Annotated in this window: 23 protein-coding genes and 1 pseudogene; 17 read left to right on the top strand and 7 right to left on the bottom strand. The window is 65.7% G+C overall.

Going from position 1 to position 23,450, the window contains the following annotated elements; translation table 11 throughout:
* The first annotated feature begins 83 nt into the window (after nt 1-83).
* Nucleotides 84-776 carry a type 1 glutamine amidotransferase domain-containing protein gene (locus tag D7S86_RS04215; RefSeq protein WP_121083691.1) on the top strand — a complete coding sequence of 231 codons (693 nt, stop codon included), beginning with the start codon at nt 84-86 and terminating at the stop codon, nt 774-776.
* An 18-nt stretch (nt 777-794) separates the two neighbouring features.
* Here D7S86_RS04215 and D7S86_RS04210 read toward each other — a convergent pair whose 3' ends face one another.
* On the bottom strand, nt 795-1,064 hold the full coding sequence (locus D7S86_RS04210; protein ID WP_121083689.1) for a DUF2024 family protein: 270 nt from the start codon (nt 1,062-1,064) through the stop codon (nt 795-797).
* Between the two features lie 181 nt (nt 1,065-1,245).
* Nucleotides 1,246-1,779 (bottom strand): carboxymuconolactone decarboxylase family protein, encoded by a 534-nt coding sequence (locus D7S86_RS04205; protein WP_121083687.1) that lies wholly within the window; start codon nt 1,777-1,779, stop codon nt 1,246-1,248.
* Nucleotides 1,780-1,892: 113 nt separating this feature from the next.
* Between D7S86_RS04205 and D7S86_RS04200 the strand changes: the two genes are divergently transcribed.
* The gene (locus tag D7S86_RS04200; RefSeq protein ID WP_121083685.1) at nt 1,893-2,786 is read left to right on the top strand and encodes an AraC family transcriptional regulator; all 894 of its coding nucleotides are present in this window, start codon (nt 1,893-1,895) and stop codon (nt 2,784-2,786) included.
* Nucleotides 2,787-2,998: 212 nt separating this feature from the next.
* Nucleotides 2,999-3,754, top strand: a complete 756-nt coding sequence (trmB, locus tag D7S86_RS04195; protein ID WP_121084311.1) for a tRNA (guanosine(46)-N7)-methyltransferase TrmB — start codon at nt 2,999-3,001, stop codon at nt 3,752-3,754.
* Between the two features lie 72 nt (nt 3,755-3,826).
* Here trmB and D7S86_RS04190 read toward each other — a convergent pair whose 3' ends face one another.
* Nucleotides 3,827-4,477, bottom strand: a complete 651-nt coding sequence (locus D7S86_RS04190; protein WP_121083683.1) for a DUF1439 domain-containing protein — start codon at nt 4,475-4,477, stop codon at nt 3,827-3,829.
* Between the two features lie 306 nt (nt 4,478-4,783).
* Here D7S86_RS04190 and D7S86_RS04185 point away from each other — a divergent pair, with 306 nt between their 5' ends.
* Together D7S86_RS04185 and D7S86_RS04180 are read left to right on the top strand one after the other, a co-directional pair.
* Nucleotides 4,784-5,437, top strand: coding sequence for a protein-L-isoaspartate O-methyltransferase family protein (locus tag D7S86_RS04185; protein WP_121083681.1), 654 nt, complete (start codon nt 4,784-4,786; stop codon nt 5,435-5,437).
* 2 nt (nt 5,438-5,439) lie between these two features.
* Entirely contained in the window at nt 5,440-5,775 is a 336-nt protein-coding gene (locus D7S86_RS04180) for a rhodanese-like domain-containing protein (RefSeq protein ID WP_121083679.1), read from the top strand.
* Between the two features lie 244 nt (nt 5,776-6,019).
* Here the strand turns inward: D7S86_RS04180 and aptA are convergent, their stop codons facing one another.
* Nucleotides 6,020-7,351 carry an omega-aminotransferase AptA gene (aptA, locus tag D7S86_RS04175; RefSeq protein ID WP_420813189.1) on the bottom strand — a complete coding sequence of 444 codons (1,332 nt, stop codon included), beginning with the start codon at nt 7,349-7,351 and terminating at the stop codon, nt 6,020-6,022.
* 407 nt (nt 7,352-7,758) lie between these two features.
* Here aptA and urtA point away from each other — a divergent pair, with 407 nt between their 5' ends.
* The 12 genes and pseudogenes from urtA (at nt 7,759) to ureG (ending at nt 19,953) form a co-directional block, all read left to right on the top strand.
* Nucleotides 7,759-9,057 carry an urea ABC transporter substrate-binding protein gene (urtA, locus tag D7S86_RS04170; protein WP_121083677.1) on the top strand — a complete coding sequence of 433 codons (1,299 nt, stop codon included), beginning with the start codon at nt 7,759-7,761 and terminating at the stop codon, nt 9,055-9,057.
* Between the two features lie 174 nt (nt 9,058-9,231).
* The gene (gene urtB, locus D7S86_RS04165; RefSeq protein ID WP_166444091.1) at nt 9,232-10,854 is read left to right on the top strand and encodes an urea ABC transporter permease subunit UrtB; all 1,623 of its coding nucleotides are present in this window, start codon (nt 9,232-9,234) and stop codon (nt 10,852-10,854) included.
* Between the two features lies 1 nt (nt 10,855).
* Nucleotides 10,856-12,064, top strand: a complete 1,209-nt coding sequence (gene urtC, locus D7S86_RS04160; RefSeq protein WP_121083674.1) for an urea ABC transporter permease subunit UrtC — start codon at nt 10,856-10,858, stop codon at nt 12,062-12,064.
* 80 nt (nt 12,065-12,144) lie between these two features.
* On the top strand, nt 12,145-12,942 hold the full coding sequence (urtD, locus tag D7S86_RS04155; RefSeq protein ID WP_166444098.1) for an urea ABC transporter ATP-binding protein UrtD: 798 nt from the start codon (nt 12,145-12,147) through the stop codon (nt 12,940-12,942).
* A gap of 143 nt (nt 12,943-13,085) precedes the next feature.
* Nucleotides 13,086-13,781 carry an urea ABC transporter ATP-binding subunit UrtE gene (gene urtE, locus D7S86_RS04150; protein WP_121083669.1) on the top strand — a complete coding sequence of 232 codons (696 nt, stop codon included), beginning with the start codon at nt 13,086-13,088 and terminating at the stop codon, nt 13,779-13,781.
* Nucleotides 13,782-13,986: 205 nt separating this feature from the next.
* The gene (locus D7S86_RS04145; RefSeq protein WP_121083667.1) at nt 13,987-14,889 is read left to right on the top strand and encodes an urease accessory protein UreD; all 903 of its coding nucleotides are present in this window, start codon (nt 13,987-13,989) and stop codon (nt 14,887-14,889) included.
* A 102-nt stretch (nt 14,890-14,991) separates the two neighbouring features.
* The gene (locus D7S86_RS04140) at nt 14,992-15,294 is read left to right on the top strand and encodes an urease subunit gamma (RefSeq protein ID WP_121083665.1); all 303 of its coding nucleotides are present in this window, start codon (nt 14,992-14,994) and stop codon (nt 15,292-15,294) included.
* A gap of 11 nt (nt 15,295-15,305) precedes the next feature.
* Nucleotides 15,306-15,614, top strand: a complete 309-nt coding sequence (locus tag D7S86_RS04135) for an urease subunit beta (RefSeq protein ID WP_121083663.1) — start codon at nt 15,306-15,308, stop codon at nt 15,612-15,614.
* Between the two features lie 91 nt (nt 15,615-15,705).
* Nucleotides 15,706-17,412: an urease subunit alpha gene (gene ureC / locus D7S86_RS04130; protein WP_121083661.1), complete on the top strand. Its 1,707-nt coding sequence runs from the start codon at nt 15,706-15,708 to the stop codon at nt 17,410-17,412.
* 288 nt (nt 17,413-17,700) lie between these two features.
* Nucleotides 17,701-18,417, top strand: a pseudogene (gene ureE / locus D7S86_RS04125) (urease accessory protein UreE); the annotation flags it as partial.
* A 144-nt stretch (nt 18,418-18,561) separates the two neighbouring features.
* On the top strand, nt 18,562-19,257 hold the full coding sequence (locus tag D7S86_RS04120) for an urease accessory protein UreF (protein ID WP_121083659.1): 696 nt from the start codon (nt 18,562-18,564) through the stop codon (nt 19,255-19,257).
* Nucleotides 19,258-19,314: 57 nt separating this feature from the next.
* Nucleotides 19,315-19,953, top strand: a complete 639-nt coding sequence (ureG, locus tag D7S86_RS04115) for an urease accessory protein UreG (RefSeq protein WP_121083657.1) — start codon at nt 19,315-19,317, stop codon at nt 19,951-19,953.
* 175 nt (nt 19,954-20,128) lie between these two features.
* Here ureG and D7S86_RS04110 read toward each other — a convergent pair whose 3' ends face one another.
* The 3 genes from D7S86_RS04110 to D7S86_RS04100 form a co-directional block, all read right to left on the bottom strand.
* A complete protein-coding gene (locus D7S86_RS04110; protein WP_121084305.1) occupies nt 20,129-20,959 on the bottom strand; it encodes a carbohydrate ABC transporter permease in 831 nt (276 codons plus the stop codon).
* The gene (locus D7S86_RS04105; RefSeq protein WP_205962737.1) at nt 20,956-21,924 is read right to left on the bottom strand and encodes a carbohydrate ABC transporter permease; all 969 of its coding nucleotides are present in this window, start codon (nt 21,922-21,924) and stop codon (nt 20,956-20,958) included. The genes D7S86_RS04110 and D7S86_RS04105 overlap by 4 nt, the downstream gene beginning before the upstream one ends.
* 187 nt (nt 21,925-22,111) lie before the next feature.
* A complete protein-coding gene (locus D7S86_RS04100; RefSeq protein ID WP_121084300.1) occupies nt 22,112-23,422 on the bottom strand; it encodes an extracellular solute-binding protein in 1,311 nt (436 codons plus the stop codon).
* Nucleotides 23,423-23,450: the final 28 nt, after the last annotated feature.

The raw sequence follows: 23,450 nt of genomic DNA, 5'->3' as shown, positions 1-23,450 counted from the left end.
ACTTTCTCGGAAGTGCTTTTTTGTCGCCGCTTTAAAGACGACCGGTCTAATAATTCGTTCGCACTTCAACCTGGAGAAGCAATATGAAAGTCCTGATGGTTCTGACCTCGCACGACCAACTTGGCACGACCGGCCGCAAGACCGGCTTCTGGCTCGAAGAGCTGGCTGCGCCGTATTACGCGTTCAAGGATGCCGGCGCCGAGATCGTGCTCGCATCGCCCAAGGGCGGCCAGCCGCCGCTCGACCCCAAGAGCAACGAACCGGCCTTCCAGACCGACACGACGCGCCGCTTCGAAGCCGACGCGCAAGCCACCGCGCAACTCGCTACGACCGTGCGGCTGGACAGCGTCGATCAGGCTGACTTCGACACCGTGTTCTATCCCGGCGGCCACGGCCCGCTGTGGGATCTGGCCGAAGACGCGCACTCGATCGCACTGATCGAGTCGTTCCTCGCGGCGCATAAGCCCGTCGCGCTCGTCTGCCACGCGCCGGGCGTGCTGCGTCACGTCAAGCAGCCGGACGGCCGCCCGCTTGTCGACGGCAAGCGCGTCACCGGCTTCACGAACACCGAGGAAGCGGCGGTCGGCCTCACCGACATCGTGCCGTTCCTCGTGGAAGACGAACTCAAGGCCAAGGGCGGCCTGTTCTCGCGCGGAGACGATTGGGGATCGTACGTGGTCAGCGACGGTCTGCTGACGACCGGCCAGAACCCCGCGTCGTCGCACGCGGCTGCGCTGCGGCTGCTCGCGCAAGTGAGCGCGAACGCGGCGTCTTAGACACGAGCGTCACGCACATCACGCGCAGTTCCGCAGCTCCACGATCGCGAAGCCGGCGCGTTCGATCTCCGCCTCGATCAGGGGCGGAGCCGACTCCGTGTGGCAAAACCGGCATTCGTCGGCGCGAAGGGTATCGGCAGGCACACCCTTCGCGTCGAGATACCGCCGCGCGTGTGCGAGGACGTTCGGCAATTGCTTGTCCGCGGGTTCATCGCGCACCAGCACATCGAAGTGCATCGCGCGTCCGTCCGGGCGCATAACGTGCGTATCAAATACGGCGATCTTCATTGCACAGTCCTTTGTTTCGGCAAGGCGCCGATGTGGGATGCACGATTCGGGATACCGGGCTCGGGGCTCGGAACTCGGAACTCGGAACTCGGAACTCGGAACTCGGAACTCGAGATTCAGGATGCGCACGTCGCCGAGACGCGCGCATTCGTTACATCAGGTCAGGTCAGGTCAGGTCAGGTCAGGTCAGCGCGATTTTCGGAAAATCGACCGGAATATCGAGCGCGACGTTGATGTAGTTCGTGAACAGATTCAGCGCGACGTGAGCCATGATCTCGACGATCTGCCCGTCGTCGAAACCGTGCTTGCGCAGGTTCGCCACGTCCGCATCGGTGATCTGCGCGCGCTGCTCGACGACCTTCAGCGCGAACATCAGGACCGCCGCTGTCGCCGGGTCGCGAGACCGGCCGCCCTGCGCGGCGGCCATCTCGGCCGGCGTCGCCCCGGCGCGCTGACCAAGCACGGTATGCGCCGCCAGGCAGTACTCGCACCGGTTGCGATTGGCGATCGCCACGGCGATCTGCTCGCCGAGCTTGCCATCGATAGAGCCCGAGCCCAGCGCGCCGAACGCGGCCCACATGCTCTGCAACGCCGCGGGCGAATTCGCGACAGCCTTGAACATATTCGGTACGCCGCCAAAGGCGTGTTCGATCTGGGCCAACGTCGTCTGGCTGGCTACGGGAAGGGCTCGGGAATCCAAATTGACGCGAGACATCGCAAACTCCTGTAAGGACGGGGCGGAAACAACCAGAGGTTGTTGAAGGTCAGTATGCAAGCCCTTCTCGTACGCTAGGATTCAATCCGTACACAAAACCTTCCCATTCGTACATGCCCGCCGCCCTTGCCGCCATCGATCGTCTTTCCGGCCTCCTCGAACGTTTCCGGGTTCAGGCGCAGTTGCATCACACGGGCGCGTTGTGCGGTCTCGCCCATTTCGATGCGGCCGACGGACACGGCTATCTGCACGTCCTGCGTCGCGGTCATCTCGAGGTCAGCCATCCGGGCGCGCGCGAGATGCCCGAACGCATGCATTTCGACGTGCCGACGTTGCTGCTGTATCCGCGCGCAATAACGCATCGTTTCCACAATCCGCCGCGCGACGGATCGGACTTCACGTGCGCGCGCCTGATCTTCGACGGCGGCGCGCAAAACCCGCTCTCGCGCGCGCTGCCCGCGCTGATCGCGCTGCCGCTGACACGCGTTCCGGGCCTGCATGCGGCGCTCGACCTGTTGTTCGCGGAAACCGATCGCGTGCGCTGCGGACAACGCTTGCTGGCCGATCGGCTGTTCGAGGTCGTGTTCCTGCAACTCCTGCGCTGGCTGCTCGATCATCCCGACGAAGCGGGCATCCGCGCGGGCCTGATCACCGGGCTGTCGGATCCGCGGCTCGCCCGTGCGCTCGTGGCGATGCACGACGACCCCGGCGCGCCGTGGACGCTCGAACGCATGGCCGAGCATGCCGCGATGTCGCGCACGGCATTCGCGAACGCCTTTCGGGACGCGGTCGGCCAACCGCCGGCCGACTACCTGAGCGACTGGCGCATCGCGCTGGCCCAGAACCGGTTACGCGGCGGGGAATCGGTCAAGATGCTGGCCCACGAGCTCGGCTTCGCGAACCCGTCGTCGCTCTCGCGCGCCTTCGCGGCGAAGGTCGGCCTGTCGCCGCGCGACTGGCTCGCGACGACAGCGGCGTCGCGCGCGGCACACGACGAAATCGCTTAGCACGGCGCAACCTCGCCAACATGCAATCGGTTCGCACACATCGTCGAATCCATGCCGTTCGATGCCGATCGATCACCCGGCACGCTCCGCACGACAGGCCGTGCCACGAGCGCCCGGTATAATTCGGGCCGTCCGACTCCGATCCGCTTCAGATGCATCCCGATACGCCGAATTCTCCCGACATCGCCAAACCCGACGCCGAGCCAGGCCGCATGCAGCCCGACGCCGAACACGCGCAAGAACACGAACATGCCCCGGCCGACACCGGCGCGTCCGACGCGCAAGGCGATGTCCCCGAACTGCATCGCCGCCGCATCCGGAGCTTCGTGACGCGCGCCGGCCGCGTCTCGACGGGACAACGCCGCGCACTCGACGAACTCGGGCCGCGCTTCGTGCTCCCCTTCGATACGCACGCACTCGACTGGGATGCCGTCTTCGGACGCCCGGCGCCGCGCATCCTCGAAATCGGCTTCGGCATGGGCGCGACGACGGCCGAAATCGCCGCGCATCGCGCAAACGACGATTTTCTCGGTCTCGAAGTCCACGAACCTGGCGTCGGTGCGCTGCTCAAGCTCATCGAAGAACAACAGCTCTCGAATATCCGGATCATTCAGCACGACGCGGTCGAAGTCATCGAGCACATGCTGCCCAAAGGCAGCCTCGACGGCGTCCACATCTATTTTCCGGACCCCTGGCACAAGGCGCGTCATCACAAACGCCGCCTGATCCAGCCGCCGTTCGTCGCGACGCTCGCATCGCGCATCAAATCGGGCGGCTATCTGCATCTCGCCACCGACTGGCAAAACTACGCCGAGCAAATGCTCGAGGTCCTCTCGGCCGATCCGACGCTCGCGAACACCGCGGCCGATTACGCGCCCCGCCCCGACTATCGGCCCGTGACGAAGTTCGAACGCCGCGGCCTGCGGCTCGGTCACGGCGTCTGGGATCTGCTGTTCAAGAAGATCTGACGCGCCGCGCGCGGTACCCAGCCCGCGCGCGCTCACCTCAGATGCGAGTTATGGCGTCATGTCGTCATCGCATCACGGCGTGCGTTGCACGATCTCGACTTTGATGCCGTCCTTGAGCACCGTGATCGCGCCCGGTTCGAACTGCGCGCCCGCAAACGTCAGTTGTTCGGGCTTGAACGTGTAGATCGGGTAGTGGTCGAGCAACTGCTGCGTCGCGGCCGTCAGCGCCGCGTCGATTTGCGGCTTGTACGCATCGGCCGACGGACCGAATTCGGTCCGCTCGACCGCGGGACGTTCGAGCTGGATCGACAGCGTCTGCGGGTCGTAGACGAGTTGCGTATTCAACGTCAGCGACCCATGGACGGGCGCATTCAGAAACGGACTCGTCAACGCGACATCGGCGCTGACCGCGACTCGGTTCGCTTCAGGCTCGAACGCGACGCCGGGATTCGTGAGCGCCAGATCGAAGACCTGCGCCATCGCGCGGTGATACGGGAACTTGCGCGCGATCGCGCCGAACACCTGATCGTGCGAGAACGTATAGTGATTCGGAATGAACGGAAACATCGGCGACGCGCGCACGACGCGCAATCCCACGCGCGGCATCGCCGCCGACGCGAGCAGACCCGCCAACGCCGCGAGTCCGATCACCGTCCGCCGACGGCGCACGCCATGTTCGGACGGGGAACCGTGCCGCGCTTCCGAACGTATGCCCTGCTTCATGCTTCGAGACGTCAAACTCAACTCCAGGTGTCAAGACTTCGATGGCGGATCGATGACGCGGCGCAACAGACGCCGTCCCGCTCGGATCGCGCCGCATCGCACGCGCCCCGCCGAACCCACGGGCTCGCACACCGCGTGCGCGCGTCGTCGAACGCGAGATTCCCGGCCGTTTGCCCGACCGCGGCCTGCCGATACGACCGGGGCGTCAAGCAATAGTTGCACCGGGTCGTCCGACCGACGTGGCACGATTTGCTACAATTGCGCCCGGTCTTCCCGCGATTCTCGATTCTCACTTCAGCCATCATCATGAACACCGAACAAGCGCGCTTCAACATGATCGAACAGCAAATCCGGCCTTGGGACGTGCTGGACCAGGATGTGCTGAACTTGTTGTCGATCGTCAAGCGCGAGAACTTCGTCCCCGCGGCGTACAAGACGCTCGCGTTCGCGGACCTCGAAATTCCGCTGCCGGCCGGCCAGAAGATGCTTCAGCCGCGCATCGAGGCACGTATTCTTCAGGAGCTGGCGGTCAAGAAGCACGAGACCGTCCTCGAAATCGGCGCGGGCTCGGGCTATATGGCCGCGCTGCTCGCCCACCGCGGCCGCCACGTGCAGACCGTCGACATTCAGCCCGAACTCGTCGCGCTCGCGCGTGAGAACCTCTCGAACAACGGCGTGACGAACGTCGACGTCGTCGAAGGCGACGGCGCGCGCGGCGGTTCCACCGGCGCGCCGTTCGACGTGATCGTCGTATCGGGCGGCCTGCCCGTGCTGCCGCAGGAACTGCTGACCCAGCTCAAGATCGGCGGCCGTCTCGCGGCGTTCGTCGGTGTGCTGCCGGTTCAGAAGGCGCAGATCGTCACGCGCGTCGGCGAGACCGAGTACCGCATCGACGATATTTTCGAAACGTATATCGACCCGCTGCTCAACGCGATCGAACCGCCGCACTTCAAGTTCTGACCATGCAACAGATTTCTCCGCAAGGCCTCGCCGAATGGCTGGCCGAACCCGCCGGCTCGGCTGCGCGCGGCACCCCGGTGCTCGTCGACGTCCGTGAACCCTGGGAGCTCGATCTCGCGAAGATCGCGGGCTCGGTCGCGATCCCGCTGCGCGAGATTCCCGCGCGCACCGGCGAACTCGACGAAGATGCGCCGATCGTCTGCATCTGCCATCACGGCGGCCGCAGCGCTCAAGCCGCGATGTTCCTCGAATCACGCGGCTTCAAGAACGTCTATAACCTCCAGACCGGCGTCGACGGCTGGGCGCGTCAGGTCGATCCCGCGATGAAGACGTACTGATCCCGAGATCGATCCCGACAGCAAAAAGGCGCTTCCGATGGAAGCGCCTTTTTTATGGGTCTGCCCGGACGTGATGGCCGATTTGCCGGGCTGTTGTATCGCCGTATCGCCGTATCGCCGAGTCACTGTGTCACCGAGTCGAAGGTACGCGTCGAACGCGCAGGGCGCGCGCGTGTCCCGTACGCGCCCCCACCGCACGCCGCTCGCGCTGACGTGTCAGCGCATCAGCGCGCCGCCTCCGCGCTCAAGCCGTTTCCTTAAGCACCTCGGCGACCGTGCCGAACAGGTGATCGATCTGCTGCTCATTGATGATGAGCGGCGGCGAAAACGCGAGGATGTCGCCCGTCACGCGCACGAGCACACCCCGCTCGAAGCATTTGACGAACACATCGAACCCTCGCGCACCCGGCTTGCCGTCGCGCGGCTTGAGCTCGATGCCGCCGACCAGGCCCAGATTGCGCACATCGATGACATGCGGCGCGTCGCGCAGCGCATGAATCGCTTTCTCGAAGTACGGCGCGGTCTTCGCGGCGCGTTCGAACAAGCCGTCCTTCTCATAGACGTCCATCGTCGCGACGGCCGCCGCGGCAGCGAGCGGATGACCCGAATACGTGTAGCCGTGGAAGAACTCGATGCCGGCCGGCGCGTTGTTGACGATCGTGTCGTGAATCGCGGTCTTCGCGGCGACGGCGCCCATCGGCACGGTCGCGTTGTTCGTCGCCTTCGCCATCGTCATGAGGTCCGGCGTGACGCCGAAGTACTGCGCCGCGAACGGCGCGCCCAGCCGTCCCCAGCCCGTGATGACCTCGTCGAAGATCAACAGGATGCCGTGCTTGTCGCAGATCTCGCGCAAGCGCTGCAAATAGCCTTGCGGCGGCACGAGCACGCCTGCGGAGCCCGCGAGCGGCTCGACGATGACAGCGGCGATCGTCGAGGCGTCATGCAAGGTCACGAGACGTTCGAGCTCGTCGGCGAGGTGCGCGCCCCATGCGGGCTGCCCCTTCGAAAACGCCTGCTCCTTGAGATTGAACGTCTGCGGCAGATGATCGACCGACGGCAGCAACTGCCCTGAATACGCTTTGCGATTCGGCGCGAGCCCGCCCACCGAAATGCCGCCGAATCCGACGCCGTGATACCCGCGCTCGCGCCCGATGAATCGCGTGCGTTGTCCTTCGCCGCGCGCGCGGTGATACGCAAGCGCGATCTTGAGCGCCGTATCGACGGCTTCCGATCCCGAGTTCGCGAAGAAGATCTTCTTGAGATCGCCCGGCGTATGCGCGGCGATCCGCGTCGCGGCTTCGAAGGCCTTCGGATGGCCCATCTGGAACGTCGGCGCGAACTCCATCTGTTCGACCTGCGTCTTGACCGCGTTGACGATCTCCTCGCGGCAATGGCCCGCGTTCACGCACCAGAGGCCCGCCGTGCCGTCGAGAATCTCGCGATCGTCGGCCGAGCGGTAGTACATGCCCTTCGCGGACACGAGCAGCCGCGGCGCTTCCTTGAATTGACGGTTGTTCGTGAACGGCATCCAGAAGGCCGACAAATCGACCGTGCTACCTGTTTCGCGCATGTTCATGGGGCGTCTCCCTTCGATGGTCCACAGAGTCTAGACATCTCCCACCGATACAGACAGCCGCATTGAGCGCCTTGCGCACAAAACTGTATTGGCAGCCGTTGCGCCACTGTGCTGAAAACGCCGCGTCTTTCACCCGCATCGGGCACGCACCAAGCACGCGCATCGGCCCAACGACGGGGACAAGGTCATCGCACCAGCGGCGTGCAGCGTCCGCACCAACTCCGGTTCGCCTTGTGCGCGCGCACCAATGCCGTGAGATCCATGCACGCGTCAAACCCGCGCCGAGATTGCCTTTGGTGCGAATGGCACGCCAATTGCATAGATGGCCCCGCACGACCTACGCATCGCGATCCACACGTCTGACCACACAGGCTACGCGCCACTTACCGGACAAGAAGGGACACACAATGAACAGACGCAATCTCCTGAAGCTCGGCTCGCTCGCCGGAGCGGCCGCACTCGCGGGCAAGAGCCCGCTGTCGCTCGCGGCCGACAGCGGCCCGATCAAGGTCGGTATCCTGCACTCGCTGTCGGGCACGATGGCGATCTCCGAGACCTCGCTCAAGGACACGGCCTTGATGACGATCGCCCAGATCAACGCGTCGGGCGGCGTGCTCGGACGTCAGATCGAACCGGTCGTCGTCGACCCCGCGTCGAACTGGCCGCTGTTCGCCGAGAAGGCTCGCCAACTGATCACGCAAGACAAGGTCGCGGTCGTCTTCGGCTGCTGGACGTCGGTGTCGCGCAAGTCGGTGCTGCCGGTCTTCGAGGAACTCAACGGCCTGCTCTTCTATCCGGTCCAATACGAAGGCGAAGAGATGTCGCGCAACGTGTTCTACACGGGCGCGGCGCCGAACCAGCAAGCGATCCCAGCGACCGAATATCTGATGAGCGCCGAAGGCGGCGGCGCGAAGCGCTTCTTCCTGCTCGGCACCGACTACGTCTATCCGCGTACGACGAACAAGATCCTGCGCGCGTTCCTGATCTCGAAGGGCGTCAAGGAAACCGACATCCAGGAGGTCTACACGCCGTTCGGCCATAGCGACTATCAGACCATCGTCGCGAACATCAAGACGTTCTCGCAAGGCGGCAAGACCTGCGTGATCTCGACCGTCAACGGCGACTCGAACGTGCCGTTCTACAAGGAACTCGGCAACGCGGGCCTCAAGGCGACCGACGTGCCCGTCGTCGCGTTCTCGGTCGGCGAGGAAGAACTCCGCGGCATCGACACGAAGCCGCTCGTGGGCAACCTCGCGGCATGGAACTACTTCATGTCGCTCAAGAACCCCGAGAACGCGAAGTTCAAGGCGCAGTTCGCCGAGTGGGTCAAGAAGAACAATCTGCCGGGCGGCGACAAGCGCGTGACGAACGACCCGATGGAAGCGACGTTCGTCGGCATGCATATGTGGAAGCAGGCCGTCGAGAAGGCGCAGAGCACCGACGTCGACAAGGTCCGCGTCGCGATGATCGGCCAGAAGTTCAATGCGCCGAGCGGCTTCGTGCTCGAAATGGACGGCAATCACCATCTGCACAAGCCGGTCATGATCGGCGAAGTGCGCGCGGACGGCCAGTTCAACGTCGTCTGGCGCACGAAGACGGCGGTCCGTGCACAACCGTGGAGCCAGTACATCCCGGGCGACGAAGGCAAGCCGGACACGGTGACGTCGGTCGATCCGGCGCCGGCCGTTCGCGCGCGCGTCGCGTAATCGCACGCGATCCGCGCGGATGTGAACTGACGCGCACGCCATGCGATCCGCCGCGTCGACGCGGACCGCATGCACGGCAAGTCGGCCCGCGGCGCGCCTCACGTGCAAGCTTGCGTGAGGCGCGATACGCGCCGCGGCCTTCGCACCTTTCCTGCCACCTCGAGCGCCGATACCATGCCTCGCCTTTCCCGATCCTGTCTGAATGGACTCTGCGCGCTGATGCTGCTGGCCGGCATCGCGTTCAGTCCGTTTGCGTCGGCGCTCAGCGCCGATGACGTCAAGCCGCTCGGCGGCGACGATTTCGATGCGAAATCGGCCGCCATCGACAAGCTGATCGCCAATCACGATGCACCGTCGCTGACGGTGCTCAAGGCCCTGTCCGAAGACAACGTCGCGGCGACCGATGCCGGCGACGTCGTGCTCATCGACGGCGATGCCTACAAGGACCCCGTCACGGGCCAACCCGTCAAGGCCGACAACGCGCAGCCGATCACGCTCAACAACCTGCTGCGCGCGCGCGTCGCCGGCGCGCTGTCCGCGCTCCAGCTGAGTTCGCCCGACATCGAAGCGCGCCGCGCGGCCATCAACGCGCTGCTCAAGGAACCCAACGAGTCGTTCAAATCGCTCGTCGACGCGGCGCGCGCGAAGGAAACGGACCCCACGCTCAAACATCGGCTCGACGTGCTCTGGGCGACCACCGCACTTCACGACGCCGACCCCGCGAAACGCCTCGAAGCCGTGCAGCTCGTCGCCGCGCGGCACGACCTCGAAATGAACGAGCTGCTGTTACCGATCGTCGCGAAGAAAGCGGACGGGACGTTCGCCGAGCCCGACGAAAACGTGCGCGCAGCCGCGCAAGCCGGCCTCGACGCGCTCGCCTCGATCCGCGTGCGCGGCCAGCTCGTGAGCACGATCTTCGCGGGCGTGAGCCTCGGCAGCGTGCTGCTGCTCGCGGCGCTCGGCCTTGCGATCACGTATGGCCTCATCGGCGTCATCAACATGGCGCACGGCGAGTTCCTCATGATCGGCGCTTACGCGACCTATGCGACGCAAACGGTCGTCGCGCGCTATGCGCCGTCGCTGATCGACTGGTATCCCGTGTTCGCCGTGCCGGCCGCGTTCATCGCAGCGGGGATCGTCGGCGTGGTCCTCGAACGGCTCGTGCTCCGGCACCTCTACGGCCGTCCGCTCGAAACGCTGCTGACGACGTTCGGCGTGAGTCTGATCCTGATCCAGGCGGTCCGCACGCTGTTCGGCGCGCAGAACGTGCAGGTGTCGAATCCGTCGTGGATGAGCGGCGGCGTGACCGTCATGCAGGACGTGATCCTGCCGTACAACCGGATCGCGATCCTCGTGTTCTCGATCGCGGTCATCGCGATCGCATGGGCGGTGCTCAACAAGACGCGCCTCGGCCTGTTCGTGCGCGCCGTCACGCAGAACCGGCGCATGGCCGCCTGCGTCGGCGTCAAGACCGCGCGCGTGGACAGCTATGCATTCGCGTTTGGTGCAGGCATCGCGGGCCTCGGCGGCTGCGCGCTCGCGCAGATCGGCAACGTCGGTCCCGATCTGGGACAGAACTACATCATCGACTCGTTCATGGCGGTCGTGCTCGGCGGCGTCGGTCAGATCGCGGGCACGGTCATCGGCGCGTTCGGACTCGGCGTCATCAGCAAGCTCATCGAGCCGTTCTGGGGCGCGGTGCTCGCGAAGATCGCCGTGCTCGTGCTCATCGTGCTGTTCATTCAAAAGCGGCCGCAGGGGATGTTCGCCCTGAAGGGCCGCAGCGCGGAGGTCTGAGATGACGACCGTTTCCCGAACCGCCGAGACGCCGCCGCCCCCGGGCGCCGATGCGAACCGGCACCCCGTCGTGCCCGCGAACGGCCTGATCCCCGGCGGCCCGTTCCGGCTTGCGCTGCCCGAACGCCAGCCGCTGCTCGGCAAGGCCGGCTGGAGCCTGCTGATCGCCATCGTGCTCGTCGTCGGCATCGGCGTGCCGTTGCTCTCGCTCGCCGTGCCCGAATCGAGTCCGCTGCATCTGTCGGCCTACTCGCTGACGCTGATCGGCAAGCTCATGTGCTATGCGATCGGCGCGATGGCGCTCGATCTCGTCTGGGGCTATTGCGGCATCCTGAGCCTCGGTCACAGCCTGTTCTTCGCGCTCGGCGGCTATGCGATGGGCATGTACCTCATGCGCGAGATCGGACGCGACGGCAAATACGGCAGCGACCTGCCCGACTTCATGGTGTTTCTCGACTGGCACAAGCTGCCCTGGTACTGGGAAGGCACCGAGCATTTCTGGTGGGCGCTCGCGCTCGTGATCCTCGTGCCCGCGGTCATCGCGTGGGTGTTCGGCTTCTTCGCGTTCCGTTCGCGCGTGAAAGGCGTCTACCTGTCGATCATCACGCAGGCCATGACGTTCGCCGCGATGCTGCTGTTCTTCCGCAACGAAACGGGCTTCGGCGGCAACAACGGCTTCACGGACTTCAAGCGCATCGTCGGCGCGCCGATCACGCATCCGGGCACGCGCACGACGCTGTTCCTGCTGACGTTCGCGGTGCTGGTCCTCACGTTCATCGCGGGCCGCGCGATCGTGACGTCGAAGCTCGGCCGCGTCGTGACCGCGATCCGCGACGGCGAGTCGCGCCTGATGTTCCTCGGCTACAGCCCGCTCGCGTACAAACTCGCGATCTGGACGTTCTCGGCCGTGCTCTGCGGCATCGCGGGCGCGCTCTACGTGCCGCAGGTCGGCATCATCAACCCGTCCGAAATGTCGCCGGGCAACTCGATCGAAATGGCGATCTGGGTCGCGGTCGGCGGACGCGGCACGCTGATCGGTCCGATCATCGGCGCGTTCGCGGTCAACGGCGCGAAAAGCTTCTTCACGGCGAACTTCCCCGAATACTGGCTGTTCTTCCTCGGCCTGATCTTCGTGCTCGTGCCGCTGCTGCTGCCGCGCGGCATCATGGGCATTCCCGCGTTGCTCGCGCGCAAGCGAGGTGAATCATGACCATCAAGCCACGCGACGACACCTTCGACGCGACACTCGACGAAGCCCTGTCGGGCAGCACCGCCGCGACGCTGACCGGCATGGGCCACGTCGTCGACCCCGCGAAGATCGACACCTCGCATGGTCCGATCCTCTATCTCGAGGACGTGACCGTGAGCTTCGACGGCTTTCGCGCGCTCAACAAACTGAGCCTGTCGATCGACACCGGCGAGTTGCGCTGCGTGATCGGCCCCAACGGCGCGGGCAAGACGACGATGATGGACGTGATCACGGGCAAGACGAAACTCGACACGGGGTCCGCGTTCCTCGGTCAATCGACGGATCTGACGCGCCTGAGCGAACCCGAGATCGCGATGAGCGGCGTGGGCCGCAAGTTCCAGAAGCCGACCGTCTTCGAGCAGCATCCGGTCTGGGAAAACCTCGAACTCGCGATGCGGCTTCCGCACGAAGACAGCCGCGGCTGGCTCGCGTCGCTGCGCGCGCGGCTCGGCCGCGATGCGCGCGAGCGTATCGAAAGCACGCTGACGCTGCTGCATCTCGAATCCGAAGCGTACCGGCTCGCGGGCGAGCTCTCGCATGGCCAGAAGCAGCGGCTCGAGATCGGCATGCTGCTCATGCAGCGGCCGCAACTGCTGCTGCTCGACGAGCCGGCCGCGGGCATGACCGACGACGAAACGATGCAGCTCGCGGAACTGCTCAATCGCCTGCGCGGGTCGTGCTCGATGATGGTCGTCGAACACGATATGGAGTTCGTCGCGGCGCTCGCCGGCGAAACCGGCCGCGTGACGGTCATGGCCGAAGGCAGCGTGCTCGCGGAGGGCACGCTCGACACGGTCAAGCGCAACGAGACGGTCATCGAGTCGTATCTCGGCCGATAGCCGATAACCGGGAGGTTGGGTCGCCGGGTCGTCTCATCGGGCAACCCGCGCGCCGCGCCGCGTCGATGCCGTCGCGACGCACGGCACGGCGGCCCACGCCCTCGGCGATCGACTCGCCAAGCACATCGGAAGGACAGCACCTCATGTTGAAGATCGATGCATTGAACCAGTACTACGGCGGCAGCCATATCCTGCGCAACGTGACGCTCAGCGCCCCCGACGGCAAGCTGACCGTGCTGCTCGGCCGCAACGGCGTCGGCAAGACGACCTTGCTGCGTTGCCTGATGGGCGTCGTGCCGTCGAAGACGGGCAGGATCACATGGCGCGACGCGGCGCTCGCGGGCCTGCCGCCGCATGCGCGCGTCGAAAAGGGCCTCGCCTACGTGCCGCAAGGCCGCGACATCTTTCCGCGGCTCACGGTCGAGGAGAACCTGATCGTCGGCGCGGCAAGCCTGCCCAAGCGCGTGAAGTCGGTTCCCGAGCGCATCTACGAGCTCTTTCCCGTGCTCAAGGACATGCGCGCGCGACGCGGCGGCGACCTGTCGGGCGGCCAGCAGCAACAGCTCGCGATCGGCCGCGCGCTCATGAGCGAACCGCAATTGCTGATCCTCGACGAACCGACCGAAGGCATTCAGCCGTCGATCATCCGCGACATCGGCCGGACCTTGCGCCGGCTCGTCGACGAAGACGGTCTCACGGTGCTGCTCGTCGAGCAGTACTACGACTTCGCGCGCGAGCTCGCCGATCAGTACTGGGTCATGAGCCGCGGCGAGATCGTCGCGGGCGGCGCGGGCAGCGAGATGGACAGCGCGGGCGTCCGCGAGATGATCGCGGTGTGACGTGCGCGCGTATCTGTATCTCGGTGCGTGACATATCGGCACATGCCCCGTCAGCACGTGCAGCGTCGAACCGCATGATGTCCATGCCGGCGATCTGACGCTTCCTGCATAATCCCGGCCAAGGCGCCGATGTCCGCGCGTTCGCGGCCTTCGGTCGCCTGCCCCTGCTTCCCCTGATTCCGATTTCCGTTCGATGAATGCGTTGATGGATTCCGCTGGCCCGTCTCACGCGCGCGATGTCGCGGCGCACGAAACCGCCGACACCCGCTGGCACGGCCGACTCGCGCTCGGGCTGACCCGTGCGGGCGCGCGCACGACGCTCTCGCATCGCCGGCACGAAGGTCCGCTGCGCGTTCAAAAGCCGCTGTATCCCGAGGGCGAGGCGATCTGCCATACGGTGATCGTGCATCCGCCCGGCGGCGTCGCGGGCGGCGATGCGCTCGCGATCGACATCGATGTCGGCGCGCATGCGCATGCGCTGTTCACGACGCCCGGCGCGACGAAGTGGTACAAGGCGAACCGGCGACGCGCGAGCCAGGCGATCTCGATCGCGCTCGGCGAAGGCGCGAAGCTCGACTGGCTGCCGCAAAACAACCTCATCTTCAACGAGGCCGACGTCGCGCTCGATTTCACGCTGACGCTCGCCGACGGCGCGACCGCGCTCGGCTGGGACGTCACGCAGCTCGGCCGGCAGGCATCGGGCGAGCGCTGGTCCGATGCGGCGCTGCGCGCCCAAAGTACGATCCGCACGATCAGCACGAACGGCGGCGCGCGGCCACGCACGCTCTGGTTCGAACGCGCCGTGCTCGATTCGTCGTCGCCGCTGCGCGACGCGGCTCAGGCGCTCGCGGGCTATCCGGCGTTCGGTACGTTGTGGGCCGTGAGCCCGGCGTGCACGGCCGAACTCGCCGAATCGCTCGCCGCGTCGCTGCCGTACTCGGACGCGATCAAGGCGGGCGCGACATGCCTGCCCGACGGCCTGATGCTCGTGCGCGTCGTCGCGCATTCGATGGAGACGCTGCAGGCGACGCTCGCCGAAACGTGGCTCAAGCTGCGCCCCATCGTGCACGGCGTGGCCGCGCAGCCGCTGAGGATCTGGACGACGTAATCCTCCAGCACGCTATGCATAACATCTGCACCTGAATAACTTCCTGCCCCATTCGGGTGATACGATCCCCGTTCCCTGACTCTTGCGTTGTGGTCCTCGACGATGAACCTGACGCCTCGCGAAAAAGACAAGCTGCTGATCTTCACGGCCGCCCTGCTGGCGGAGCGGCGTAAAGCCCGCGGCCTGAAGCTCAACCACCCCGAAGCCGTCGCCTTCATCAGCGCGGCGCTCATGGAGGCCGCGCGCGACGGGATGACCGTCGCCGCGGTCATGCACTACGGCACGACGCTGCTCACGCGCGACGACGTCATGGACGGCGTGCCCGAGATGATTCCCGACGTGCAGGTCGAGGCGACGTTCCCCGACGGCACGAAGCTCGTGACGGTCCATCACCCGATTCCCTGACGGAGCCCTCGATGATTCCCGGCGAACTGATCACCGACGACGGTGAACACGAACTCAACGCGGGCCGCGCCACGACGACCGTAACGGTCGCCAATACCGGCGATCGGCCCGTGCAGGTCGGCTCGCATTTCCACTTCTACGAAGTCAATGCGGCGCTCGATTTCGATCGCGAGCAGGCGCGCGGTTTCCGGCTCAATATCGCGTCGGGCACGGCGGTGCGTTTCGAACCCGGCCAGACGCGCACGGTCGAACTCGTCGCGCTCGCGGGCGACCGCGTCGTCTACGGTTTCAACGCCCGCATCATGGGCAAGCTCGACTAGGCGCGTCGCGCAGATGCGGCGGCGCGCGCCGTTCGGGCGGCGCCCGGCTTGCGCACGCGTGCGTGCGATCCTCCTCTAGGACATCCAGACCATGGCACTCAAGATCGGCCGCCGCGCCTACGCGGAAATGTTCGGACCGACGACCGGCGACCGCCTGCGGCTCGCCGACACCGACCTGTTGATCGAAATCGAACGCGATTACACGATCTACGGCGAGGAAGTGAAATTCGGCGGCGGCAAGGTCATCCGCGACGGCATGGGCCAGTCGCAGCGTACGGCGGGCGACGTCGTCGACACCGTCATCACGAACGCGGTCATCATCGATCACTGGGGCATCGTCAAGGCCGACATCGGCCTCAAGAACGGCCGCATCGCGGCGATCGGCAAGGCCGGCAACCCCGACATCCAGCCCGGCGTCACGATTCCGATCGGCGCGGCGACCGAAGTCATCGCGGGCGAAGGCAAGATCGTGACCGCGGGCGGCATCGATTCGCACATCCACTTCATCAGCCCGCAGCAGATCGACGAGGCGCTCGCCTCGGGCGTCACGACCATGCTCGGCGGCGGCACGGGTCCCGCGACGGGCACGAACGCGACGACGGTCACGCCGGGTCCGTGGCATCTCGAACGCATGCTTCAAGCGATCGACGGCTGGCCGATGAATATCGGGTTGCTCGGCAAGGGCAACGTGAGCCAGCCGCAGCCGCTCGTCGAACAGATCGCCGCGGGCGCGATCGGCCTCAAGCTCCATGAGGACTGGGGCACGACGCCGGCCGCGATCGACTGCTGCCTGTCGGTCGCCGACGACACCGACACGCAGGTCGCGATCCATACCGACACGCTCAACGAAGCGGGCTTCGTCGAAGCGACGATCGCCGCGTTCAAGGGCCGCACGATCCACACGTATCACACCGAAGGCGCGGGCGGCGGTCACGCGCCCGACATCATCAAGGTCGCGGGCGAATCCAACGTGCTGCCGTCGTCGACGAATCCGACGCGCCCCTATACGGTCAACACGCTCGACGAGCATCTCGACATGCTCATGGTCTGCCACCACCTCGACGCGTCGATCGCCGAAGACATCGCGTTCGCCGAGTCGCGGATCCGCCGCGAGACGATCGCCGCCGAAGACATCCTTCACGATCTCGGCGCGCTGTCGATGATCTCGTCGGATTCGCAGGCCATGGGCCGCGTCGGCGAGGTCGTCATGCGCACGTGGCAGACCGCGCACAAGATGAAGGTGCAGCGCGGCAGCCTCAAGGGCGATCCGTCGCGGCACGACAATGCGCGCGTCAAACGCTATATCGCGAAGTACACGATCAATCCGGCGATCACGCACGGCATCGCGCACGAAGTCGGCTCGATCGAGCCCGGCAAGTGGGCCGATCTCGTGTTCTGGGATCCCGCGTTCTTCGGCGTCAAGCCCGCGATGATCCTCAAGGGCGGCATGATCGCGGTCGCGCAGATGGGCGATCCGAACGCGTCGATTCCGACGCCGCAACCGGTCCATTACCGCGAGATGTTCGCGACGCGCGGCGGCGCGCTCGGCCGCACGTCGCTGACGTTCGTCTCGCAGATGGCGTTCGATGCGCGCGTCGCCGACCGCTATGGACTCGCCAAGCGCGTCGTCGCGGTCAAGAATTGCCGCAACGTGACGAAGTCGCAGATGATCCACAACGACTGGCAACCGAAGATCACCGTCGATCCCGAGACCTATCAGGTCGTCGCCGACGGCGAGCTGCTCACGTGCGAACCCGCACAGGCCTTGCCGCTCGCGCAGCGGTATTTCCTGTTTTAAGTCGCGCGGCGGAATCGGCGTCGTTGCCGGCGTCGTTGCCGGCGCCGATTCCAGAGCCGATTCCGCGGCGGTGCCGACGCCCGTATCCGCATCGGTCCCATGGCGGCTCCGGGACCCGCGCCAGGCTCCGCGCGCGGATGTGTCAGGCCCGGGCCGCGCGCCGCGCCGATCGCCCCGGGCGGCTTCGACGATTCATGAACGATCGCCGCAACAGGCGTACGATGCACGGACCTGCCGACCTCGCGCGCGCGTGACATCACGACGCGGCGCACTCCTTGATCCATGACGATGCGAACCCTGAACAAACTGATTCCGCCGGGCACGCGGATCGCCAAACCGCTGCTCGCGCGCGCCGAGACGCTGACGCTCGCGTTCGACGAGCGTCGCAAGAGCCGCCTTGCGACGACCCTCGACTCGGGCGAGGAGATCGGCGTGCTGCTGCCGCGCGGCACGATCCTCAACGATGGCGACGTGCTCGTCGCCGAGGACGGTTCGATGGTCCGCGTCGTCGCGGCCGCGCAACCCGTGCTGCGCATTACGTCGGGTAGCGCCCTGGCGCTCACGCGCGCCGCCTATCACCTCGGCAATCGCCATACGCCCGTCGAAATCGGCGACGCGTATCTGCAGATCGAAAGCGATCCCGTGCTCGCCGACATGCTCGGACGTCTGGGCGTGCGCGTCGAAGCGGCCAATGCGCCGTTCACGCCGGAATCGGGTGCGTACGGCGGCGGTCACAAGCATGGCCACGACGAAACGTTCGCCGAGGACTACGCGCTCGCGCAGCAGGTCTTCGAGGAACGGCATGGTCACGCGCATGACCATGATCATGCGCACGACCACGATCACGGTCATGCGCACGCGGGCCATCACACGCATGCGCATGGCGATGATCACCCCCATGCGCACACGCATGGCCACGGCCACACGCATGACCATGACCATGACCATGACCATGACCACAATCATCATGGCTCGCATGCGCATGACCACGAGCATTCGCATGCGCACGATCATGCGCACTCGCACGCGGACAAACACGCGCATTCGCACGCGCATGACCACGATCACCCGCATGACCCTGCAGACGATCATGCGCACGATCACGACCACGCTCACGGTCGTTCCCACAAACACACGCATCGCTGAATCATGAGCCTCGGCACGCACGAACTCGTCGGACTGCTGCATCTCGCGTCGCCCGCGTTGCCGATCGGCGCGTTCAGCTATTCGCAGGGCCTCGAAGCCGCCGTCGAGACCGGCATCGTGCACGACGGACCGAGCGCAGCCGAATGGATCGCGAGCGGTCTCGAGCATGTGCTCGCCTATGGCGAGCTCCCGTTTCTTGCCCATCAGTTCACGCGCTGGCAGTCGTTCGGCGAGGCCGACGTCGAAGCGCTGCGCGTGGCCGACACGCAGTTCCTCGCGAGCCGCGAATCGGCCGAACTGCGACAGGAAACGGAACAGATGGGCTGGTCGCTCGCGCAGCTCTGCACCTCGCTCGAATGGGGCGACGCCGCGCGCCGCGCGCTGCTCGCGACGATGCGGCCCGTCGCCCAGCCGACCGTCTTCGCGCTCGCGGCGCTCGCGCATCAGGCAACGCTCGACCATACATTGACCGCCTATGCGTTCGCCTGGGCCGAGAACCAGATCGCCGCGGCGCTCAAGGCCGTGCCGCTCGGGCAACTCGCGGGCCAGCGCGCGCTCGTCGCACAACGCGAGCCAATCGCGCGCGCGGTCGCGCATGCGCTGCGCGTACCCGACGACGGCCTCGTCACGTTCGCGCCGATGCTCGGCATCCTGTCGGCGCGGCACGAATCGCAATACTCACGCCTGTTCCGCTCATAGGGCGGCGGCCGCCGCGCCCCGCTCATCTATCCACACTGACTCAGACACCGCACGATCATGAACGCACCTTCCGCGGCCCGCACCAAGAAACTCCCGCCTCTGCGCGTCGGCATCGGCGGCCCCGTCGGCTCGGGCAAAACGACGCTCGTCGAAATGCTCTGCAAGACGATGCGCGATACGTACGACCTCGTCGTGATCACCAACGACATCTACACGAAAGAAGACCAGCGCCTGCTGACGGTCGCGGGCGCACTGCCGCCCGAACGCATCATGGGCGTCGAGACGGGCGGCTGTCCGCACACGGCGATCCGCGAGGACGCGTCGATCAATCTCGAAGCCGTCGACCGCATGCTCACGCGTTTCCCCGATGCCGACATCGTCTTTATCGAGTCGGGCGGCGACAACCTCGCGGCGACGTTCAGCCCCGAGCTTTCCGATCTGACGATCTACGTGATCGATGTCGCGGGCGGTGAAAAGATTCCGCGCAAGGGCGGTCCGGGCATCACGAAGTCGGATCTCTTGCTGATCAACAAGACCGACCTCGCGCCGCTCGTCGGCGCCTCGCTCGAGATCATGGCCGCCGACGCGAAGAAGATGCGCGGCGAACGGCCCTTCACGATGTCGAACCTCAAGTCGCTCGACGGCGTGCAGGACGTCGTCGCCTTCATCGAGAAAAAGGGCTTGCTGACCGCTTGAACGCGGCAGACGCCGAAAAAGAAAAGGCAGGCGCCGTCACCGACGGCCGCCTGCCGAAAAGACACAGCCACAACCACCCTCTACTCGTCACACGGCCGCGCGTCGATCGACGACGGCCCGCGCGGCGCGCACCGATCGCGATCCGCCGCGCGCGGATCACGGCCCACGCGCCGCCCTATCCCTTGAGTCCGGTCGCCGCGAGAAAGCCCTGCGTCACGCGACGCTGGAAAACCAGATACGCGAGCGCCACGGGAATCCCGCCGAGCAACGCGGCGGCCATATCCGACGCATACCGCACGCCGTACGCGTCCTGTACCTGCGTGAGCCCGACCGGCACCGTCATCATGTTCGGTGTCGTCACGATGATGAACGGCCACAGGAAGTTGTTCCATGCGCCGATGAAGACCACGATCGCGACCGCATATACGATGTTCTTCGACAGCGGCAGAAACACGCGAAACAGCACCGACCACTCGCTCGCGCCGTCAAGAATCGCGGCTTCCTTGAAGTCCTTCGGGATCTGGTCGAAGAACTGCTTGAACACGAAGATCGCGACCGGCGAAACGACCTGCGGCAACACGATGCCCGACAGCGTATTGGTCAGTCCGAAGCTGTGCATCTCGCGAAACAGCGGGATCAGCAGCGCTTCGAACGGAAACATGAAACCGACCATCGCGAGCCAGAACAGCGTCGTGCCGCCGGCGAAGCGCAATTGCGAAAACGCATAGGCCGCGGTCAGGCTGATCGCGATCGTGATCACGGTGACGGCGATCGCCGTGACGGCGCTGTTGATGAACCAGACGGGCAGATTGCCGACCGACAGCACATGCGCGAATGCGCCGAACACGAACGGATGCGGCAACCATTGCAGCGGCGTGATGACCGTCTGCTCCTCGGGCCGCAGCGCCGTGCTCGCGGCCCAGAGCAACGGCAATGCCCAGACGACGGCGAGCGCGAGCGTCGAGAGCGTGGCGAGCACCGCCGCGAACGTAACCTTGTTCTTCATGCCGACGCCCTCCGGATGCGCCACCACGTCAATGCGGCCTGCAACAGCGCGAGCATCAGCACGACGAGCAGGAACGCGCACGCGATCGCCGACGCATAGCCGGCGTTCTGGCTCGTGAAGCCCTGTTCGTACATGTACTGAAGCACGACGCGCGTGGTATTGAACGGACCGCCGCCGGTCAGGATGTACGGCTGCGAGAAGATCTTGACCGATGCGATCAGCTGCAGCATGAACACGAGGCTCGTCGTCGGCTTCAGTTGCGGCCACGTGATGTAGCGGAACTGTTCCCAGCGATTCGCGCCGTCGAGTCGGGCGGCTTCGTAGAGTTCGGCCGGAATATTGCCGAGCCCCGCGACGAACAGCAGCACGTTGAAGCCGACCGTCCACCAGATCGTCGCGAGCGCGACCGACGGCATCGCCCAGTCGACGTCGTTGAGCCAGGCGCGCGAGCCGCCGAGCACCGCATTCACGAGTCCGTAGACCGGGTGATAGAGCCAGCCGAAGATCAAGGTCATGACGGCGACAGGCAACACATACGGCAGAAAAAACACCGCCTGCACGAGTGCGCGCGCCCGCGTGAGGCGGTTCACGAGCATCGCCATCACGAGACCGAGCGCGGTCAGCGGCACGACCGTCAATACAGCGAAATACGCGGTCTGCACGAGCGCGGCCCAGAAGTCGTCGTCGCCGATCAACTGGACGTAGTTCGCGAGACCGACATAGCCCTTGGTGTCCGTGAGCCCGCTGTCCGTGAAGCTGAGCCGCACGGTCTGCAAGGCGGGCCACAGGAAAAACAACAGATAGGCGACGACGAACGGCGCGAGCATGAGCCACGCCATGCGCATCTGGCCGCGCGCATCGACGCCGCGCCGGCGCGCACCGCCCCGGCGTGGTCGGCGCGTGTGGGTCGCCGCCTGCGCCGGCACGGCGGCCGGCGGCGGATTCGAGATCGGGGAACGCGTCATGTCCTCACCTGCTTGAAGCGCCGGCCGATTCCGATGGCGGGCGCCGCGCGCACTGCACGCGCGGCGTCGAATGCACGCGATGGATGCGCGCGACGGATGCGATAGGGACGGCACACGTCACGCATCCGACCCGCACCCGAACTCGGAACCCTGCCGGTCACGACTCAAACCGAATGTCGAAAGACGCTCAGGGCGCCGCGCGCTTGAGCAGCTTGTTCGCGTCGGCGTCGAACATCTTGAGCGCCTTGTCGACCGGCAATTGTCCGTTCATCGCGGCCGGGAAGTACTTCGCCGCCGCGGCTTCGAGCGGACCCGCCGCGCCGCTCCACCAGCCGTCCGGATCGTACGTCACGTGCTCGGCGACCGCCTGCGCATAGTCCGAATTCGGCTTGAGTTGCTTGAACGCGTCCGAGAGCGTCACGGGCTTGTAGGCCGGAATGTGGCCGCCGCCGCCCCAGACGATCGCGTGTTGTTCGACATAGGCGACGAACTGCAGGACGGCCTTCACATGCTCGGGCGAGATCGGCTTGCCCTTGTTCTGCGGAATCGCGAACGCGTGCGAGTCGGCCCAGACGCTCGCATTGCCGTTATAGAGCGCCGGCATCGGAACCACCGCGTAGTCGAAGCCGAGCTTCTTCGCATTCGCCGCGTCGGTGAGCGTCGGGACTTCCCAGACGCCGTTGATCATGAAGCCTGCCTTGCCCGCGACGAACTCCGACGTCGACGCGCCGTAGTCGAGCCCCTTCGTGCCGAGGCCTTGCGCATACCAGTCGACCATCGTCTGCAGCGCCTGCTGTCCGGCCTTGCCGTAGACGAGCGTGTTGTTGTCGACGATCTTGCCGCCCTGCTCGGCGATCATCGTTTCCCACAGACGCCACGCACCGTTGTACGAGTCGGGCGAGTTTTCCATCGTGAAGCCCGCGGCGCCCGTCTTGTCCTTGACGGCCTTGAAGGCCGCACCGAGTTCGGCGACGTTCGCGATCGGCTTGAGATTGCCGTTCGCGTCCGCGAGGCCGGCCTTCTTGATGAGGTCCTTGTTGTAGTAGAGGACAAGCGCGTGCGTGTCGAGCGGCACGGCATAGAGCGCGTTCTGATAGTGCGCCTTCGTCCAGAGGCGATCGAAGAAGTCCCCGCCCTTGAGCGTCGAGGCGTCGAATTCGGCCTCGGAAATCGGACGCAACACGCCGGTCTGCGCGAGTCCGGACAAACGCGACAGATGGATCGTCACGACGTCGGGCCCTTCGCCGACCGCGGCGGCCGTCTTGACCTTCGTATAGAACGGCTCGCCCCACTTGAGCGTCGTGGTCGTGACCTTGACGTCCTTCTGGCTGTCGTTGAATCCGTCGACGAGCTGCTTCATGCGCGCGCCGTCGCCGCCCGAGAGCAGCGTCCACATCTGGATATCGGTCGTCGCATGCGCGGCGCCCGCGATCAATGCGCAAGCCGCGGACAACGCGGCGGCAGCCGCGCGAACGGTACGTGTTGCCTTCACCTTCATCATGTCTCCTTGGATCCCTGGCAGGGAA

The organism is Pararobbsia silviterrae, assembly GCF_003628125.1.
In the GTDB taxonomy this organism is placed as follows: domain Bacteria; phylum Pseudomonadota; class Gammaproteobacteria; order Burkholderiales; family Burkholderiaceae; genus Pararobbsia; species Pararobbsia silviterrae.
Note: the sequence above shows the minus strand (reverse complement) of the source record. Positions and strands in the feature narration are given on the sequence as shown.

Bases quoted from the DNA above. Each gene is read 5' to 3' on its own strand.
- D7S86_RS04215 (WP_121083691.1), top strand. From the start codon at position 84: ATGAAAGTCCTGATGGTTCTGACCTCGCACGACCAACTTGGCACGACC.
- D7S86_RS04210 (WP_121083689.1), bottom strand. From the start codon at position 1,064: ATGAAGATCGCCGTATTTGATACGCACGTTATGCGCCCGGACGGACGC.
- D7S86_RS04205 (WP_121083687.1), bottom strand. From the start codon at position 1,779: ATGTCTCGCGTCAATTTGGATTCCCGAGCCCTTCCCGTAGCCAGCCAG.
- D7S86_RS04200 (WP_121083685.1), top strand. From the start codon at position 1,893: ATGCCCGCCGCCCTTGCCGCCATCGATCGTCTTTCCGGCCTCCTCGAA.
- trmB (WP_121084311.1), top strand. From the start codon at position 2,999: ATGCAGCCCGACGCCGAACACGCGCAAGAACACGAACATGCCCCGGCC.
- D7S86_RS04190 (WP_121083683.1), bottom strand. From the start codon at position 4,477: ATGAAGCAGGGCATACGTTCGGAAGCGCGGCACGGTTCCCCGTCCGAA.
- D7S86_RS04185 (WP_121083681.1), top strand. From the start codon at position 4,784: ATGAACACCGAACAAGCGCGCTTCAACATGATCGAACAGCAAATCCGG.
- D7S86_RS04180 (WP_121083679.1), top strand. From the start codon at position 5,440: ATGCAACAGATTTCTCCGCAAGGCCTCGCCGAATGGCTGGCCGAACCC.
- aptA (WP_420813189.1), bottom strand. From the start codon at position 7,351: ATGAACATGCGCGAAACAGGTAGCACGGTCGATTTGTCGGCCTTCTGG.
- urtA (WP_121083677.1), top strand. From the start codon at position 7,759: ATGAACAGACGCAATCTCCTGAAGCTCGGCTCGCTCGCCGGAGCGGCC.
- urtB (WP_166444091.1), top strand. From the start codon at position 9,232: ATGCCTCGCCTTTCCCGATCCTGTCTGAATGGACTCTGCGCGCTGATG.
- urtC (WP_121083674.1), top strand. From the start codon at position 10,856: ATGACGACCGTTTCCCGAACCGCCGAGACGCCGCCGCCCCCGGGCGCC.
- urtD (WP_166444098.1), top strand. From the start codon at position 12,145: ATGGGCCACGTCGTCGACCCCGCGAAGATCGACACCTCGCATGGTCCG.
- urtE (WP_121083669.1), top strand. From the start codon at position 13,086: ATGTTGAAGATCGATGCATTGAACCAGTACTACGGCGGCAGCCATATC.
- D7S86_RS04145 (WP_121083667.1), top strand. From the start codon at position 13,987: ATGGATTCCGCTGGCCCGTCTCACGCGCGCGATGTCGCGGCGCACGAA.
- D7S86_RS04140 (WP_121083665.1), top strand. From the start codon at position 14,992: ATGAACCTGACGCCTCGCGAAAAAGACAAGCTGCTGATCTTCACGGCC.
- D7S86_RS04135 (WP_121083663.1), top strand. From the start codon at position 15,306: ATGATTCCCGGCGAACTGATCACCGACGACGGTGAACACGAACTCAAC.
- ureC (WP_121083661.1), top strand. From the start codon at position 15,706: ATGGCACTCAAGATCGGCCGCCGCGCCTACGCGGAAATGTTCGGACCG.
- D7S86_RS04120 (WP_121083659.1), top strand. From the start codon at position 18,562: ATGAGCCTCGGCACGCACGAACTCGTCGGACTGCTGCATCTCGCGTCG.
- ureG (WP_121083657.1), top strand. From the start codon at position 19,315: ATGAACGCACCTTCCGCGGCCCGCACCAAGAAACTCCCGCCTCTGCGC.
- D7S86_RS04110 (WP_121084305.1), bottom strand. From the start codon at position 20,959: ATGAAGAACAAGGTTACGTTCGCGGCGGTGCTCGCCACGCTCTCGACG.
- D7S86_RS04105 (WP_205962737.1), bottom strand. From the start codon at position 21,924: ATGACGCGTTCCCCGATCTCGAATCCGCCGCCGGCCGCCGTGCCGGCG.
- D7S86_RS04100 (WP_121084300.1), bottom strand. From the start codon at position 23,422: ATGAAGGTGAAGGCAACACGTACCGTTCGCGCGGCTGCCGCCGCGTTG.